This is a genomic window from Brevundimonas sp. LF-1, assembly GCF_037055305.1.
GTDB classification, from domain to species: Bacteria; Pseudomonadota; Alphaproteobacteria; order Caulobacterales; family Caulobacteraceae; genus Brevundimonas; species Brevundimonas sanguinis.
In genome coordinates, this window is sequence record NZ_CP146349.1 from 341,864 (window position 1) to 357,653 (window position 15,790).

The window sequence follows — 15,790 nt, forward strand, 5'->3', positions numbered from 1 at the left end:
ATTCTCTTGAGAGCCGAAACCGGCTTTCGATCAGAAGTTGAAGCTGAGCGCCCCCACCAGGCGCCCGTCGTAGTTCTCGCCCAGGGCGTGGCTGTCGGTGTCGTACCAGCGGGCGTCGATCGCCCATCGCTCGCTCAGGTTGTATTTCACGCCCATGTTCCAGGCGTTGTAGTCGGCCCCGCCGTCGGCCGAACGAACGGCGAAGGCCGCCGAGGCCCGGGCGCGCGGGCCCAGCGGCGCGGCCGCCTGAGCCTCGATCCACCAGGCCTGCCGCGTCGCGGCGAAGCCGTCGGGCGTGTAGTTAACGCGCAGCCGCCCGGACACGCGCCCGAACCTGCGCGAGACGTCCGCCTGATATTCCCAATAGTTGGCGTCGACGCCGGCCCGCGTCCCAGGCAGGTCGCGGTTCATCACCGACAGATCAAAGGCGAAGCCCGCCGCCCTGGGCCGCCAGCCCAGAGCGGCGACGATCTCGGCGTCCGAACCCTGAGACAGGCGGGCGGTCGAGGCGAAGACGCTGCCGTAGAGATCGCCGTACGACGCCTCCAGCGTTCCGTTCAGGCTGGGATCGCCCGCGCTCTTGCCCAATCCCTTGCCGACGTATTCGCTGGCGAGGCCCAGCTGGCCGCTCCAGCGGCCATCGACTGGCTGCGCCGTCGCCGGGCCAGCAGCACAGGCGACCGCGACCAGAGCCGCCGTACAAAGCCCGCGCACGCCGTTCTGGCGGGGGCTGAAACATGAAAGGGCATTCGGACCTCTTGTAAGCGAGACCGTCTTGCCCGGCATTTCCGTATGGAATCGTAAACTGCCGCCTACGTATAAGTCCGCATGTCCCAACAAGGGACGCCGCAACCGCAAGATCGACCTCTGCAGACGACATGAAGGCTCGGCGTCGAAACTGTAGAGTTAAGCAATAGCGTTAACAAGACGATTGATATCATCGTTATTCTGAGAAACAGCGGTTTCTATGATCGCGCTGATCACGGGCGCTGATTGCAACATTCTCAACGAATATTTAGAACGCCCGAACGTCTCGATTCTGACAACGCTGTTATGAAGGATCCCAGCCTTGGTCGGGGGCGCCAGGAGGACTTTCGATTTATTCCGCATTGGACCGCCGCCCCGTCGCCGCGCATCGCAAACCCCACGCCTGGGCCGCGGCTCTGGCGTTCTCGACGCTGACGGGCGCCGGTCTGGTTTTGGCCCTGGCGTTTGCGTGGACCCCGACGCGCCCCGCGCTCGTGATCGCGCTGGCCTTAACCCTGCTGTCGATCCTGAGCCTGATCGCCGCCTGGCGTCAGGACCGCGACATGGCGCGCCAGCTGACCGCGCGCGACGCCATGCTGCACGCCGCCTTCCTGTCGACCCCCGCCCTCACCCTCAGCCGGGACGGCCTGATCCAGCGGATGAACGGCGCCGCCGTGGCCCTGTTCGGCCTGCCGCGCGAGGCGGCGCTGGGACGCCCCTTTTCCGATCTGACGGCCGAGTTCGACATGGACGCGGTCCACCAAGCCAACGACCAGGCGGGCCAGCTGGAAGCCCGCCGCGGCTACTGGACCGGCCGCCGCGCCGACGGCTCGACCTTTCCGCTCAGCCTGCGCTTCGGCCTGATACCGCCCACGCCCGGTCCCGGCGGATCGGGCGTGGAGCACGTCGCCCTGGCCCTGACCGACCTGACCCGTTCGCACGCCGCCGAGGCGCAGGCGCGCGAACTGCACGCCCAGCTCAACAAGGTCTGGCGGCTGAATTCCCTGGGCGAGATGGCCGCCACCCTGGCCCACGAGCTGAACCAGCCGCTCAGCGCCGCCACCGCCTATATGCACGCCAGCCAGGCGGAAATGCTCAAGGCCGGCCCCGCCGCCGAGCCCGCCCGGCCCCCGCTGGACCTGGCCAAGGGTCAATTGCTCCGCGCCGGCAAGCTGATCCACCGCATGCGCGAGCTCCTGACCATTGAAACCAGCGTGCTGGGGCGCGAGCGCGTCTCTTCGATGATCGAGGATCTGGCGCCTATTCTGCAGATGATCGGCCAGGACAAGAAGGTCGAGGTCCGGCTCGACGCCGAGGCCGAGGACGACGACGTCCGCGCCGACCGCATCCATCCCAGCAGGCTCTGGTCAATCTGGTGCGCAATGCGGTCGAGGCGGCGGCGGAGCGTCCCGACGGCGCGGTCGTCAGCGTCACCGGCCGGGTCGAGGGGCCCGTCTATCGCATCAGCGTCGAGGACAACGGGCCCGGCATCGCCGAGGCGGACGCCGAGCGCATCTTCCAGCCTCTGACCACCACCAAGTCGGCAGGCATGGGGCTGGGGCTGTCGGTCACCCGCACCATCGTGGAGCGTCACGGCGGCGCTCTGTCGGCGCGCCGCAGTCCATCGCTGGGCGGCGCCGCCTTCGCCTTCGCCCTGCGCCGTCACGAGGAGGTTCGCGATGAGCCGTTCCGTCTTCGTCATCGACGATGATGACGCCGTCCGGGATTCCCTGCTGGCCCTGCTGCGGGCCGACGGCGTGCGGGCGCGCGGCTTCGCCGGAGGCGCCGACTTCTTCGCCGCCCTGCCCGGTGACGCCGCCGCCTGCGTCATCACCGATGTGCGGATGCCCGGCATGGACGGCGCCGAGCTGGTGCGCCGTCTGATCGAGCTGCGCGGCAACGCCTGGCCCATCATCGTCATCACCGGCCACGCCGACGTCACCATGGCGGTGCAGATGATGAAGTCCGGCATCGTCGACTTCATCGAAAAGCCGTTCGACCCCGAGCGCCTGATCGAGACCGTCCGCGCCTGTCTGAACCGGATGGACGATCTGGACCAGCGCCAGCAGGCCCGTCAGGCGGCGCAGATGCGTCTGGGACGGCTGACCCCGCGCGAGCGCCAGGTCTTCGACGCCCTGATCGCGGGCCTGTCCAACAAGGAGATCGCGCTGCAGCTGAAGATCAGCCCGCGCACCGTCGAGGTCTTCCGCGCCAAGGTCATGGCCAAGATGGAAGCCGACAGCCTGTCGGCCCTGGTGCGCATGGGGCTGATGCTCGTCTAGACTTTCGCGCGGGCGTGCAGCCTCGTCCGCGCCGAGGCGTTATGACGGCTCCCCGCCCCGTCCCGTGTCTTGCGTCCAAGGAGTCCGCCCCATGTCCGATCCCGCCCGTCTGCTGCGTCATCAGGCCTATGTCGACGGCCGCTGGATCGACGCCGACGGCGGCGGAACCCTCGAAGTGACCAACCCCGCTACAGGCGAGGTTCTGGCGACCGTGCCCGACATGGGCGCCCCTGAGACCCGCCGCGCCATCGCCGCCGCCGAGGCCGCCATGAAACCGTGGGCCGCGAAAACGGCGGGCGAGCGCGCCCGCATTCTTCGCCGCTGGTTCGACCTGATGATGAGCGAGCAGGACGCGCTGGGCCGCCTGTTGACCCGAGAACAGGGCAAGAGCCTGACCGAGGCCAAGGGCGAGATCGCCTATGCCGCCAGCTTCATCGAATGGTTCGCCGAGGAGGGCAAACGAACCTACGGCGAGGTCATCCCGAGCCACGACGCCTCCAAGCGGCTGGTGACGCTGCGCCAGCCGGTCGGGGTGGTGGGGGCCATCACCCCGTGGAACTTCCCCGCCGCCATGATCACCCGCAAGGTCGGCCCGGCCCTGGCCGCCGGCTGCGCCGTGGTGCTGAAGCCCGCCAGTCAGACGCCGCTGTCGGCCCTGGCTCTGGCCGTGCTGGCGGAAGAAGCGGGCCTGCCGCCTGGCCTGTTCAACGTCGTCACCGGCTCGGCCTCGGCCATCGGCGGCGAGCTGACGTCGAATGAAACGGTGCGCAAGATCAGCTTCACCGGCTCGACCGAGATCGGCCGCCTGCTGATGGAGCAGTCGTCGCAGACCATCAAGAAGATGAGCCTGGAGCTGGGCGGCAACGCCCCCTTCCTGGTCTTCGACGACGCCGACATCGACGCGGCCGTGGCGGGCGCCGTCGCCTCGAAGTACCGCAACGCGGGCCAGACCTGCGTCTGCACCAACCGCTTCTATGTCCAGGCCGCCGTCTACGACGAATTCGTCGCCAAGCTGACAAAGGCCACCGAGGCGTTGAAGGTCGGAAACGGCCTGGACGACGGGGTCCAGATCGGCCCCCTGATCGACGAGAAGGCGGTGAAGAAGGTCGAGGACCACGTCGCCGACGCCCTGGCCAAGGGGGCGACCCTTTTGACCGGCGGCGAACGCCACAAGCTGGGCCGCACCTTCTTCCAGCCGACCGTCCTGTCGGGCGTGACCCAGGACATGCAGATGTGCCGCGAGGAGACCTTCGGCCCCGTTTCCGGCGTCGTTCGCTTCGAGACGGAAGAGGAAGGCGTTGCGCTGGCCAACGACACCATCTTCGGCCTGGCGGGCTACTTCTACGCCCGCGACCTGAGCCGCGTCTGGCGCGTGGCCGAGGCGATGCAGACCGGCATGATCGGCATCAACACCGGCCTGATCTCCACCGAGGTCGCGCCCTTCGGCGGCATCAAGCAATCCGGCCTCGGCCGCGAGGGCTCCAGCCACGGCATCGAGGATTACCTGGAGATCAAATACCTCTGCATGGGCATCTGATCCCTCTCCCGATGGGAGAGGGCTTGAGCCTCCAAGAGCGCAGCGATTGGAACAGGCGAAAGGGTGAGGGTTCGCGGTGAACGTCGGCCGAAGGCCGTGGCGCAGCCTCTTCATCCTCTCTGGCTTGTCGAATAGAAGGCGATCTGCGGTTGCGCGACGGCTTACGCCGACTGACGCCTTAGCCCCTCACCCTTTCGCTTTGCGGATCGCCTTCGGCTCTCCGAAGCTCAAGCCCTCTCCCGCCGGGAGAGGGAAGCATAATTATTCGACCAAGGTCGGTCTGCGCAAACCGCCGTTCCTGCTGTCACTCTCCTTCCGACGCCGGGCGCAAAGCACGCCGGGCGCGAGGGAAACGCGCCGCGCATCGCGGCCGCACAGGAAGGGAACTGCCCATGACCGACCGCACCATGGATGCGGCGGAGGGCGCGGAGCACACGGTCGACAAGAACGACCGGCTGGTGATTCTCGCCTCCTCCGTCGGCACCGTCATCGAATGGTACGACTTCTATCTTTACGGCTCGCTGGCCGCGATCATCTCCGCCCAGTTCTTCTCGGGCGTGAACGAGACGACCGGCTTCATCTTCGCCCTGATGGCCTTCGCCGCGGGCTTTGCGGTCCGCCCGTTCGGGGCCATCGTCTTCGGCCGCATGGGCGATCTGTGGGGACGCAAGAACACCTTCCTGGTGACCATGCTGCTGATGGGCGTCTCGACCTTCGTGGTGGGCCTGCTGCCCCCTACGCCGCCATCGGCATCGCCGCGCCGATCATCCTGGTGCTGATGCGCCTGATCCAGGGCCTGGCGCTGGGCGGTGAATACGGCGGCGCCGCCACCTACGTCGCCGAGCACGCCCCGGAGGGCAAGCGCGGCTTCTACACCTCCTTCATCCAGATCACCGCCACCGTGGGCCTGCTGCTCAGCCTGGCCGTGATCCTGGGCGTCCGCTTCAGCGTCGGCGAAGAGGCCTTCGTCGCATGGGGCTGGCGCATCCCCTTCCTGGTCTCGATCCTGCTGCTGGGCGTGTCCCTGTGGATCCGCCTGAAGCTGTCGGAAAGCCCGGCGTTCAAGCGCATGAAGGCCGAGGGCAAGGGCTCGACCACCCCGCTGAAGGACAGCTTCATGAAGTGGCCGAACCTGAAGCTGGTGCTGATCGCCCTGTTCGGCCTGGCCGCCGGTCAGGCGGTGGTCTGGTACACGGGCCAGTTCTACGCCCTGTTCTTCCTGGAGAAGACGCTGAGGGTCGATCCGACCCTGGCCAACATCCTGATCGCCGCCGCCCTGGCGCTGGCGACGCCCTTCTTCATCATCTTCGGCTGGCTGTCGGACAAGATCGGCCGCAAGCCCATCATCATGGCGGGCTGCCTGCTGGCCGCCGTGACCTACTTCCCGCTGTTCGGCGCCCTGACCGAGGCGGCCAACCCGCGTCTGGCCGCTGCGGCGGCCTCGTCGCCGGTGACCGTCGTCGCCGACCCGGCCGACTGCCACTTCCAGTTCGACCCCGTCGGCAAGACCGTCTTCAACAGCTCGTGCGACGTCGCCAAGACCCATCTGGCCAAGGCGGGCGTCACCTACGTCAATGAGGCCGCCCCGGCCGGAACCGTGGCCCAGGTGCGCATCGGCGACCGCGTGGTCGACAGCTTCAACGGCAAGACCATGGCCAAGGCCGACTTCGACGCGCAGAAGAAGACCTGGGACGCCGGCCTGACCGCCGCCCTCGCCGAGGCCGGCTATCCGGCCAAGGCCGACAGCGCCCTGGTCAACAAGCCGCTGGTGATCGGCATCCTGTTCCTGCTGGTGCTGTATGTGACCATGGTCTACGGCCCGATCGCCGCCGCCCTGGTCGAGATGTTCCCGACCAAGGTGCGCTACACCTCCATGTCGCTGCCCTATCACATCGGCAACGGCTGGTTCGGCGGCTTCCTGCCGACCACGGCCTTCGCCATGGTCGCGGCCACGGGCAACATCTACTACGGCCTGTGGTACCCCATCGCCATCGCCGTGCTGACCCTGATCATCGGCGTCCTCTTCGTGAAGGAAGGCAAGGACGTGAACATCCACGACTAGGCGCGACGGCTTCCTTCTCCCCTTGAGGGAGAAGGTGGCTCGCGGAGCGAGACGGATGAGGGGTGTCTGTGCTTCGGTGTTCGGTTCGGCGCAGTCCTGTCTCCGATGCGTTTCAGAGGTCGCGCCGCCCCCCTCATCCGAGCGCCTCCGGCGCCCACCTTCTCCCACAAGGGGAGAAGGGTCACGGGGGCGCCAGTATTTCGCCAACCTGCGGGCGGTCCGGCTTCGGCCTGGCCGCCCTCTTTTCACTTGCCCGCGAGATCGCGCCCGGCCCAGATGACGCCCATGTTCAGCCTCGCCACCCTGGCCCTGACGGCCTTCTACATGGCCGCCCTGTTCGGCATCGCCTGGTGGTACGAGCGGCCTCAGATCAAGGCGCGGCGCGGGATGCTGGGGCCCTCGCTCTATGCGCTGTCCCTGGCCATCTACTGCACGTCCTGGACCTATTACGGCGCGGTCGGCACGGCGGCGCGCGACGGGTGGGAGTATCTGCCAATCTACGTCGGGCCGATCCTGGGGCTGACCCTGCTGCTGCCGCTGTGGCGGCGCATCGCCTCGGCCGCCCGGCGCGAGAACGTCGGCTCGATGGCCGACTTCATCTCGTCGCGCTACGGCAAGAGCCCGGCGCTGGGCGCGGCGGTGGCGGGCGTCGCCATCCTGGGCTCGGTCCCCTACATCGCGCTGCAGCTCAAGTCGCTGTCGATGGCGGGCGAGCTGATCACGGCCGGCACCCCCGTCGCCGGGTCCGAGAGCCTGACCGTTCTGGTCATGGCGGCGGTTCTGGCCGGGTTCGCCATCCTGTTCGGCGCACGAAGGCCCGACCTGACCGAACACAACCGCGGCCTGATCCAGGCCATCGGCATCGAGTCCATCGTCAAGCTGGCCGCCCTGCTGGCCGTCGCCGTCTTCGCGGTCTTCCTGCTGGCCGCCTCGCCGTCGAAGCAGGCCGTGACCGACAGTCTGGGGCAGTTGGGCCGCTGGCCGCACATCGACGCCCGCTTCATGGCCATCACCCTGGTGGCGACCCTGGCCATCTTCTGCCTGCCGCGTCAGTTTCACGTCGCCTTCGTCGAGGGCGGCGATCCGGCCCAGGTGCGCCGCGCGCGCTGGATCTTCCCCTGTATCTGATCCTGACCACGCTGGCGGTCCTGCCTCTGGTGGCGGCGGGCGGGCTGTTCACGCCGCAGACCAATCCCGACCTGCTGGTGCTGGCCCTGCCGCTGGGCGCGCGGCAGAGCCTGCTGACCGCCGTGGTCTTCGTCGGCGGCTTCTCGGCCGCCACCGCCATGGTCATCGTCGAGGCCGTGGCCCTGTCGGCCATGGTGTCCAACAACCTGGTGCTGCCGTTGATGGCCGCCGGACGGCGGCGCGGCGCGGCCCCGCCGGACATGGCCCGGACCCTGCTGAACATCCGCCGCCTGGCCATCGTCGGCCTGCTGCTGCTGGCCTGGCTCTATTATCTGGCGATGGACCGCTCCAGCGGCCTGGCGGCCATCGGCCTGGTGTCCTTCGCCGCCCTGGCCCAGCTGGCGCCGTCGCTGTTCGGAGCGGTGCTGTGGCGCGGCGGGCGGGCCAGCGGGGCGCTCGCGGGGCTGGCGGCGGGGATGGCGGTCTGGGCCGTCATGCTGGCCGCGCCGCAGCTGGCGCCCGGCTTCGGCCTGAACGTGCCCGCCATGCTGGGGCTGGAAGATCCGTTCGCCGCGGGCGTCTTCCTCAGCCTAGCGCTGAACCTCGGCGTCTTCGTCCTGGTGTCGCGGGCGCGGCCGCCGCGCCTGATCGACCGGGTCCAGGCCCGCGCCTTTGTCGACCGGCTCGGCCCGGACTGGATGGAGGGGCGCGGCGGCTCGGCCGGGGCCTCGGTCGGCGACCTGCGCGCCCTGGTCGCCCGCTTCATCGGCGACGAGCGGGCCGAGCGCGCCTTCGCCGCCTGGGCGCGAGAGACGGATATCAAGCTGAAGGACGCCGACCCGGCCGACGCGACGCTGGCCCGCGCCGCCGAGCGGATGCTGGCGGGGGCCGTCGGCGCCGCCGCCGCCCGCCGCGTCCTGGCCGCCGCCCTGGCCGCCGGAGGCCGCGCGCCCGAGGACGTGGTGCGGATGCTCGACGAGGCGTCCCAGGCCGTCCAGTTCAACCGCGACCTGCTGCAGACCACGCTGGACAACATCGACCAGGGCGTCAGCGTCGTCGACGAAGACCTGCGCCTGACCGCCTGGAACCGCCGCTATGTCGAGATGTTCGACCTGCCCGCCGGCTTCGTCCACGTCGGCCTGCCCATCGCCGCCGTCTATCGTCTGAACGCCGAGCGCGGCGAGGCGGGCGTACCGGCTCACGAGATCGACGCCTGGGTCGAGCGGCGGCTGGAGGCCCTGGCCCGCCGCATCCCCCACGACCACGAGCGCGAACAGCCCGACGGCCGCATCCTGCGCTCGTCCGGGGCGCCCATCCCCGGCGGCGGCTACGCCACCAGCTATACCGACATCACCGCCCTGCGCCGCGCCGCGCGCGAGCTGGAGGAGGCCAACGAGCGGCTGGAGGCCCGCGTCGCCGACCGCACCGAACGGCTGGAGGAGGCCCGCCGCACGGCCGAGGACGCCACCGCCTCCAAGACCCGCTTCCTGGCCGCCGCCAGCCATGACCTGCTGCAGCCGCTGCACGCCGCGCGTCTGTTCATCGCCGCCCTGAGGGAGGACGCGGATCTGGCCGGATCGCCCGCGCGCGGCCTGGCGACCAACGCCGACCGCGCCATCGACAGCGCCCACCGCCTGCTGACCGCCCTGCTGAACCTGTCCAAGCTGGAGGCGGGCGGAGTCCGGCCCGCCGTGGCGCCGCTGGCCCTGGGCGGCCTGTTCGACGAACTGACGCGCGAGTTCGCCCCGGTCGCCCGCGCCAAGGGGCTGACGCTGACGGCGGCGCCGTCCAGCCTGTGGATCGCCTCGGACCGCGACCTGCTGCGCTCCATGCTGCAGAACCTGATCGCCAACGCCATCCGCTACACCGACCACGGGCGGGTGCTGATCGGCGCCCGGCGCGACGGCGAACGGGTGCAGATTCTGGTCAGCGACACCGGGCGCGGCATCGCCGAGGCCGACCGGCAGGCGGTCTTCGGCGAGTTCGTGCGCCTGCCCGGCGCCCCGGTGGACGAGCCGGGCGCCGGCCTGGGCCTGGCCATCGTGCAGAAGCTGTCGGACCTGCTGGGCCACCCGCTGTCGCTGGCCTCGCGCGTCGGGCGCGGCACGACCTTCCGCGTCGCCGTGCCGCGCGCCGCCCCCGGCCCGAGCCGGAGATCACGCCCGACGACCTGCGCCTGCCCTTGATCGGTCTGCGGGTGCTGTGCGTGGACAACGAACCCGCCATCCTCGACGCCCTGACGGCCTTGCTGGACCGCTGGGGCGCGCAGGCCGTGATCGCGCGCTCGGTCGCCGAAGCCCGCGCGGCGGTCGGCCCGTTCGACGCGGCCCTGGTCGATCTGCATCTGGGCGACGACGAGCCTGACGGGCTAGCCGCCGTCGATTGGCTGCGCGCGCGGGGAGTCAGGCGGATTGCGCTGGTGACGGCCGACACGCGCGACGGGCTGAAGGAGAAGGCGGCGGCGGCGGGGGCGGTGCTGCTGCCGAAACCGGTCAAGCCCGCGGCGTTGAAGGCGTTTCTGAGGAGCTGACCCTTCTCCCCTTGTGGGAGAAGGATTTAGAGATCCAGCGACTGCGCCAGGATCACCGCCTGGGTCCGGTTCTGCACGCCCAGCTTGCGGAAGACGCTGGTCAGGTGCGCCTTGATCGTCGCCTCGGTGACGCCCAGGTCGAAGGCGATCTGCTTGTTCAGCCGCCCGACCTTCAGCCCCTCCAGAATCCGCAGCTGCGACGGCGTCAGGCTGGCGATGCGAGCCTGAAGGTCGGCCTCCTCCTCGCCCGCCGCCTCGACCTCGGGCGCCCAGGTCTCTCCGTCGAGGATGGCCTGTATGGCCTCGACCATTTCGGGCAGGGCGGCCGATTTTGGGATGAAGCCCGCCGCCCCCAGCGACAGGGCGCGCCGGATGGTCGGCGCCTCCTCGCTGGCCGAGACGACGGCGACCGGGACGGCCGGATGATCGGCGCGGATCAGGGTCAGGCCCGTCATGCCGTCCACATCCGACAGCTTCAGGTCCAGCAGCAACAGATCGACCGGCCCCTCGGACAGGGCGGCCTGCGCCTCTGCCAGGCTGGCGCATTCGACGATCTGCGCGCCCTCGGACGCCTTTTCGACGGCCGACCTCAAGGCCGCGCGAAACAGGGGATGGTCGTCGGCGACGACGATGCGATCCATGAAGGTCCTTCCCACGCGCGGTTCTTGTTCATCGGGCCGCGTCGCGACGACACCATGCCGCGCCTCGACTTTGGTCGAAACTAGACGAATGGCTAATGGCCGCAAACCCGGAGCGCGCGGAATGCTGCCGTCCTGAGGCCTGCGACAGACGGGCCCGGAACAACGGTCTGGGAGGACCTCGCATGGGAAGCTGCCGTCTGTTCGGCGGCGTGGCTGCGGCCGCGCTGCTGCTCGCGCCCGGCGCCGCACTGGCTCAGGACGCCAGCGCCGCACTGGAAGCCCGTATCGCCCAGCTCGAAGCCGAGCTGAACAGTCTGAAATCCGAAGTCGCCGCTGCGCGAACGCAGCAGGCCTCGCAAAATCAGGTCATGGCGCAGGACATCGTCCGCCTCGAAGCGCGCCCTGCGCCCGTCCCGACGCCGACGCCCGTCTCTGACGCCCCGCGCGAGGAAGGCTTCCGCATCGGCGACCATACGGTGAAGTTCGGCGGCTTCATCAAGACCGACTTCATGGCGTCGAAATATTCCGGCGGCGACCCGGCCAACGGCGATCCCTTGCGCGACTATCACCTGCCCGGCTCCATCCCGGTCGGCGGCGCGGACGAAGATGTCGCGACCGACTTCAACGCCCGCCAGACCCGCTTCTGGCTCACCACCGACGGCGTGGTCGGCGGCCACAAGATCGGCACGCGTCTGGAGATGGACTTCCAGACCCTGCCCGGCTCCGGCGACCAGCGCACGACCAGCGGCGCGAACCCCGCCCTGCGCCGCGCCTTCGTCACCATCGACAACTGGCTGATCGGCCAGGAGTGGACCAACTTCCAGAACACCGCCGTCTTGCCGGAATCGGCCGACTTCGTCGGGGCGGCCGAGGGCACGGTCTTCGCCCGCCAGGCCCAGGTCCGCTATACGCGCGGCCCCTTCTCCATCGCGCTGGAGAACCCTGAGACCACCGTCACCCCCTTAGGCGGCGGCGCGCGCATCATCGCCGACGACAACAGCCTGCCTGACCTGACCGCCCGCTATGGCCTCAGCCGCCCGTGGGGCGACGTGCAGCTGTCCGGCCTGGTGCGCCAGCTGAAGTATCAGAACCCGGCGACCAACGTGGATTCCACCGCCACGGGCTGGGGCCTGTCGGCATCGGCCAAGATCAAGGTCGGGGCGCAGGACGACATCCGCCTGATGCTGACGGGCGGCGAAGGCGTCGGCCGCTATGTCGGGCTGAACTTCTCCAACGACGCCGTGCTGGACGCCTCGGGCGAGCTTGAGGCCATCGGCGTGATCGCAGGCTTCGCCGCCTATCGCCACGTCTGGGCGCCCGGCTGGCGCTCCAGCCTGATCTGGTCGACGCAGAGGGTGGACAACGACGTGCTGCTGACCGGGACCGGCGTCAACCGCTCGGCCCAGAGCCTTCACGCCAATCTGATCTGGTCGCCGGTCACGGCGTTTGATGTCGGCGCCGAGGTGATGTTCGCTGACCGCAAACTCGAGTCAGGGCTGGACGGCGACATGACCCGTCTGATCCTGTTCGTGAAATACGGCTTCTAAGGCCGAAGAAAAAGACTGCTGGAGGAAAATCGCGTGTCTGATCCGGAAATCTATCCCGTCCCCGCTGAACTGGCCGCCCGCGCCCACATGGACCGCGACGGCTATGAAGCGGCCCGGATGCAGGCGCGTGAGACCCCTGACGCCTTCTGGGCCACCCAGGCCGAGCGGCTGGACTGGATGACCTTCCCGACCAAGATCAAGGACGTGTCCTTCAACAAGGAAGACTTCCGCATCCGCTGGTTCGAGGACGGAGTGCTGAACGTCTCGGCCAACTGCATCGACCGCCACCTGCCCCACCGCCGGGACGAGGTCGCCATCCTCTGGGAAGGCGACGAGCCGACCGACAGCGAAACCGTCACCTTCGGCCAGCTTCACGACCGCGTCTGCCGCCTGGCCAATGTGCTGAAGGCCAACGGCGTCCAGAAGGGCGACCGCGTCACCATCTATCTGCCGATGATCCCCGAAGCGGCCTACGCCATGCTGGCCTGCGCCCGCATCGGCGCCGTGCATTCGGTCATCTTCGGCGGCTTCTCGCCCGACAGCATCGCCGGGCGGATCGAGGACTGCGAATCCACCTTCGTCATCACCGCCGACGAGGGTTGTCGCGGCGGCAAGAAGGTCCCGCTCAAGGCCAATGTCGACAAGGCGCTGGAAAAGGTCGCGGGCGTGAAGACCGTCGTCGTCCTGCGCCACACCGGCGCCGAGGTTCCTTTCGTCGAGGGTCGCGACCTGGACTGGGGCGTCGAGGCGGACAAGGCCTCGCCCGACTGCGCGCCCGAGCCGATGAAGGCCGAGGATCCGCTGTTCATCCTCTACACCTCGGGCTCGACCGGAAAGCCCAAGGGGTGCTGCACACCACCGGCGGCTATCTGTTCTGGGCCAGCTATACGCATGAGCTGGTGTTCGATTACCGCCCCGGCGAGGTCTTCTGGTGCACCGCCGACGTGGGCTGGGTCACGGGCCACACCTATGTCGTCTATGGCGCCCTGGCCAATGCGGCGACGACCCTGATGTTCGAGGGCGTGCCCAACTATCCCACCGTCAGCCGCTTCTGGGAGGTGGTGGACAAGCATCAGGTCAATATCTTCTACACCGCCCCCACGGCCCTGCGCGCCCTGATGCGCGACGGCGACGCCCCGGTGAAGGCGTCCAGCCGCAAATCCTTGCGCCTGCTGGGCACCGTCGGCGAACCGATCAACCCCGAGGCCTGGCGCTGGTATCATGAGGTCGTCGGCGAAGGCCGCCTGCCCATCGTCGACACCTGGTGGCAGACCGAAACGGGCGGCGCGCTGATCTCGCCCCTGCCCGGCGCGACGGACCTGAAGCCCGGCTCGGCGACCAGGCCCCTGCCCGGCGTCGAGCTTGAAATCGTGGACGCGGAAGGGGGCGTGCTGGACGGCGCGACCGAGGGCAACCTGTGCATCACCGACAGCTGGCCGGGCCAGATGCGCACCGTCTATGGCGACGACCAACGCTTCTTCGAGACCTATTTCTCGACCTATCCGGGCAAGTATTTCACCGGCGACGGCTGCCGCCGCGACGAAGACGGCTATTACTGGATCACCGGCCGGGTCGATGATGTCATCAACGTCTCGGGCCACCGCATGGGCACGGCCGAGGTCGAGAGCGCACTGGTCCTGCACGACGACGTGGCCGAGGCCGCCGTCGTCGGCTTCCACGACATCAAGGGTCAGGGCATCTACGCCTATGTCACCCTGAACAAGGAGTCGAGGCCACCGAAGACCTGCGCAAGGCCCTGGTCGCCCAGGTCCGCGAAGAGATCGGCCCCATCGCCGCCCCCGACGTGATCCAGTGGGCGCCGGGCCTGCCCAAGACCCGCTCGGGCAAGATCATGCGGCGGATTCTGCGAAAGATCGCCGAGAATGAACTGGGCGCCTTGGGCGACACCTCGACGCTGGCCGATCCGTCGGTGGTCGATGATCTGGTCAAGAACCGCGCGGCCTAGGTTTCATATCCGCTCATCCCGGCGGACGCCGGGACCCAGTAAGAGCAACGCGCGCCGCGCCAAACAGCACGGCCGCGCCCTTGGCCAAAGCACTGGGCCCCGGCGTCCGCCGGGGTGAGCGGGTTCATCATTCAGTTCCCCCGAAGAGGCGGTCCCGGACGGCGCAAGCTGGACGGGGCCGCCCGCCTCGGCTTCAGTGCGGGGCATGAGCGGAACCCTCGACGGCCTGACCATCATCGAAATCGGCGGCATCGGCCCCGCCCCCTTCTGCGGCATGATGCTGGCCGATCACGGCGCCGAGGTGGTGCTGGTCCACCGTCCCGGCGCGGCGCCCGACCTGCGCGATCCCCTGAACCGCAGTCGCGCCCGCCTGGTCGAAGCCGACCTGAAGACGCCAGAGGACGCCGCCCTGGTCCGCGACTTGGCCCGCACCGCCGACGGCCTGATCGAGGGCTTTCGTCCCGGCGTGATGGAGCGTCTCGGTCTCGGTCCCGACGTGCTGCTGGCCGACAATCCGCGCCTCGTCTACGGCCGCATGACCGGCTGGGGTCAGGACGGGCCGCTGGCCCCGGCGCCGGGCCACGACATCGACTACATCGCCGTCTCGGGCGCGCTTCACGCCTTCGGCCGGGCGGGCGAGAAGCCGACCCCGCCGATCAACATGGTCGGCGACTTCGGCGGCGGCGGCATGCTGCTGGCCTTCGGCATGGTCGCGGGCCTGCTCAAGGCCCAGCGCACCGGGCGCGGCGACGTCATCGACTGCGCCATGACCGACGGCTCATCCCTGTTGATGAGCATGATCTGGGGCTTCCGCCAGGCCCTGCCCGCGCCCCTGCCGCCCAGTCTGGCGTGGCGCGACGAGCGCGGCGTCAACCTGCTCGACACCGGCGCGCCGTTCTATGAGGTCTATGAGACGAAGGACGGCAGATATGTCGCCGTCGGGGCCATCGAACCGGCCTTCTATATCGCCCTGATGCGGCTGACGGGACTGGGAAGCGATCCCGACTTCGCCATGCCGTTCGACCCCGCCCAATGGCCGAGGCTGAAGGACAGGCTGGCCGCCGTCTTCCGCACCCGCACCCGCGACGACTGGTGCAGCGATCCCGACGCGCAAGGAGCCTGCGTCGCCCCTGTCCTGTCCCTGACCGAAGCGCCCGACCACCCGCACAACCGCGCCCGCGAGGCCTTCGTCACCGCCCAGGGCGTGGTGCAGCCCGCGCCGGCCCCGCGGTTCCGGGACAGCCCGGCGCGGCGGCCGGAATAGAAGGCCGGTCACGAAATCACCGCTCGCCCCGGCAGACGCCGGGGCCCAGTGCTTTGGCCTCAAACGCGCGGCATGAATACGCAAGT

Annotated in this window: 10 protein-coding genes and 3 pseudogenes; 11 read left to right on the forward strand and 2 right to left on the reverse strand. The window is 69.1% G+C overall.

Annotated elements, in window-relative coordinates; all coding sequences use genetic code 11:
• Positions 1–30: 30 nt before the first annotated feature.
• Entirely contained in the window at positions 31–714 is a 684-nt protein-coding gene (locus V8F63_RS01900) for a TorF family putative porin (protein ID WP_392354341.1), read from the reverse strand.
• Positions 715–1,340: 626 nt separating this feature from the next.
• Between V8F63_RS01900 and V8F63_RS01905 the strand changes: the two are divergent.
• The 8 genes and pseudogenes from V8F63_RS01905 to V8F63_RS01940 all read left to right on the forward strand — a co-directional run.
• A pseudogene (locus V8F63_RS01905) lies at positions 1,341–1,895 on the forward strand (PAS domain S-box protein); the annotation flags it as partial.
• Between the two features lie 227 nt (positions 1,896–2,122).
• Entirely contained in the window at positions 2,123–2,458 is a 336-nt protein-coding gene (locus V8F63_RS01910) for an ATP-binding protein (RefSeq protein WP_392354342.1), read from the forward strand.
• Positions 2,427–3,029 (forward strand): response regulator transcription factor, encoded by a 603-nt coding sequence (locus V8F63_RS01915; RefSeq protein WP_025977955.1) that lies wholly within the window; start codon positions 2,427–2,429, stop codon positions 3,027–3,029. The genes V8F63_RS01910 and V8F63_RS01915 overlap by 32 nt, the downstream gene beginning before the upstream one ends.
• A gap of 91 nt (positions 3,030–3,120) precedes the next feature.
• Positions 3,121–4,566, forward strand: coding sequence for an NAD-dependent succinate-semialdehyde dehydrogenase (locus tag V8F63_RS01920; RefSeq protein ID WP_392354343.1), 1,446 nt, complete (start codon positions 3,121–3,123; stop codon positions 4,564–4,566).
• Positions 4,567–4,958: 392 nt separating this feature from the next.
• Positions 4,959–6,628, forward strand: a pseudogene (locus V8F63_RS01925) (MFS transporter).
• Positions 6,629–6,913: 285 nt separating this feature from the next.
• Positions 6,914–7,756, forward strand: a complete 843-nt coding sequence (locus V8F63_RS01930; protein WP_392354344.1) for a hypothetical protein — start codon at positions 6,914–6,916, stop codon at positions 7,754–7,756.
• A gap of 29 nt (positions 7,757–7,785) precedes the next feature.
• Positions 7,786–9,942, forward strand: coding sequence for a PAS-domain containing protein (locus tag V8F63_RS01935; RefSeq protein ID WP_392354345.1), 2,157 nt, complete (start codon positions 7,786–7,788; stop codon positions 9,940–9,942).
• Between the two features lie 20 nt (positions 9,943–9,962).
• Positions 9,963–10,286, forward strand: coding sequence for a response regulator (locus V8F63_RS01940; RefSeq protein ID WP_392354346.1), 324 nt, complete (start codon positions 9,963–9,965; stop codon positions 10,284–10,286).
• A gap of 26 nt (positions 10,287–10,312) precedes the next feature.
• On the opposite strand, the gene V8F63_RS01945 is transcribed toward V8F63_RS01940, so the two are convergent.
• On the reverse strand, positions 10,313–10,927 hold the full coding sequence (locus tag V8F63_RS01945) for a response regulator transcription factor (protein ID WP_392354347.1): 615 nt from the start codon (positions 10,925–10,927) through the stop codon (positions 10,313–10,315).
• A gap of 182 nt (positions 10,928–11,109) precedes the next feature.
• On the opposite strand from V8F63_RS01945, the gene V8F63_RS01950 reads away from it, so the two are divergent.
• The 3 genes and pseudogenes from V8F63_RS01950 (at position 11,110) to V8F63_RS01960 (ending at position 15,704) form a co-directional block, all read left to right on the forward strand.
• Positions 11,110–12,474 carry a DcaP family trimeric outer membrane transporter gene (locus tag V8F63_RS01950; RefSeq protein ID WP_392354348.1) on the forward strand — a complete coding sequence of 455 codons (1,365 nt, stop codon included), beginning with the start codon at positions 11,110–11,112 and terminating at the stop codon, positions 12,472–12,474.
• Between the two features lie 87 nt (positions 12,475–12,561).
• Positions 12,562–14,440, forward strand: a pseudogene (acs, locus tag V8F63_RS01955) (acetate--CoA ligase).
• Between the two features lie 205 nt (positions 14,441–14,645).
• Complete coding sequence (locus tag V8F63_RS01960; protein ID WP_392354349.1) at positions 14,646–15,704, forward strand: CaiB/BaiF CoA-transferase family protein; 1,059 nt, start codon at positions 14,646–14,648, stop codon at positions 15,702–15,704.
• Positions 15,705–15,790 lie beyond the last annotated feature (86 nt).

Coding starts and splice junctions, on each gene's coding strand:
- V8F63_RS01915 (WP_025977955.1), top strand. CDS start 2,427: ATGAGCCGTTCCGTCTTCGTCATCGACGATGATGACGCCGTCCGGGAT.
- V8F63_RS01920 (WP_392354343.1), top strand. CDS start 3,121: ATGTCCGATCCCGCCCGTCTGCTGCGTCATCAGGCCTATGTCGACGGC.
- V8F63_RS01930 (WP_392354344.1), top strand. CDS start 6,914: ATGTTCAGCCTCGCCACCCTGGCCCTGACGGCCTTCTACATGGCCGCC.
- V8F63_RS01945 (WP_392354347.1), bottom strand. CDS start 10,927: ATGGATCGCATCGTCGTCGCCGACGACCATCCCCTGTTTCGCGCGGCC.
- V8F63_RS01950 (WP_392354348.1), top strand. CDS start 11,110: ATGGGAAGCTGCCGTCTGTTCGGCGGCGTGGCTGCGGCCGCGCTGCTG.
- V8F63_RS01960 (WP_392354349.1), top strand. CDS start 14,646: ATGAGCGGAACCCTCGACGGCCTGACCATCATCGAAATCGGCGGCATC.